This window comes from Acinetobacter sp. YH12058 (assembly GCF_013419805.1).
Lineage (GTDB): Bacteria > Pseudomonadota > Gammaproteobacteria > Pseudomonadales > Moraxellaceae > Acinetobacter > Acinetobacter towneri.
The window spans coordinates 1-1,069 of the sequence record NZ_VOZL01000067.1; the positions used below are offsets into that span (position 1 = coordinate 1).

Annotated in this window: 1 protein-coding gene and 2 pseudogenes; 1 reads left to right on the forward strand and 2 read right to left on the reverse strand. The window is 29.8% G+C overall.

The window, feature by feature from the left end:
* A pseudogene (locus FTU09_RS13730) lies at positions 1–117 on the forward strand (transposase); the annotation flags it as partial.
* Here FTU09_RS13730 and FTU09_RS13735 read toward each other — a convergent pair.
* Both FTU09_RS13735 and FTU09_RS13740 read right to left on the reverse strand, forming a co-directional pair.
* Positions 79–603 (reverse strand): hypothetical protein, encoded by a 525-nt coding sequence (locus tag FTU09_RS13735; RefSeq protein WP_180080604.1) that lies wholly within the window; start codon positions 601–603, stop codon positions 79–81. The pseudogene FTU09_RS13730 and the gene FTU09_RS13735 overlap by 39 nt on opposite strands.
* A 349-nt stretch (positions 604–952) precedes the next feature.
* Positions 953–1,069, reverse strand: a pseudogene (locus FTU09_RS13740) (IS982 family transposase); the annotation flags it as partial.

A 1,069-nucleotide genomic window follows, 5' to 3' on the forward strand; every position in this document is an offset into this window, starting at 1 on the left:
TGGAAGCAGATGAAATATTATTGGCGAGATTTTCAAGTCATGACAGCTGATAAAATAGAGCAATGGGTGGAGAGAGTATCAAACCAATTCGGAAAAGAATACATGTTTACTTTTTAATGACAGCTTAGCTCTATTCTTCCAATCGACTGTATTTGTGTAATCATAAATCTCTTCGACCAACCATTTTGGGATATATAGTTTTAATTTTTTATTATTCTTAGTATCTATACCACTATTACCACCAACAGTTAAAGCATATGTATCGTCATATTTTCTTGGTATTGAATTAACTAGTAAATTTTTTATATCCTTTACTCTTAATGTACATATCGTTTGTAATCTAGCCCCAGTATGAATACCTAATGCGCATATTAATTGAAAATTTCTTCGACCATATTTAAATAAGTAATCTCTAAATATAAGTTGCTCTTCGTGATTTAGTGGATGTAATCTACCACCATCTAATATTTCATCATAACTATCTTGTGCTTGTGAAAACTTTATTGCTAGATCTGAACTCTTAATAGTATGTTCAATCACCCCTGCTCTCTCTCCTGAGGTCCTTATTTTTTTATAAATTATTTTTCTAGTTCTTTTTTTCAATTCTTTCTGTTCAAAAATACTATTTTCAAAGCAGTAGTCATAAAATTTGAATATCCTATTTATCCTATTACTTGCACTACTAGCAGATATTATTCTTTTATTAATCCTATCAATTAGTGTTGCATGATATCTATATGTTACTCTTTCTGACTTTTCCTCAGGTAAATATAATAATTTTAATTTAGAAGATTCTAGAAATTTGCAATAATCTAATAAATCGTATGCTATTCCTTTAACCGTATCGTAACTGGCACACTCATCTATTAGTAATCCTTGAAAATATAATGAAGCTTGCTCCCATATATACCCATTACTTTTAATAATACATGGTAAATTTATATAACCCCAGTTACGGATAAGCCAAAGATTTAATCACATGAATTTTAGGCTTATTCTTTTGGCAAAGTTGATACGCACATAGTGAAGAAAATACGCCTGCTAAAAAACCAGCAATCGAACGATGTTT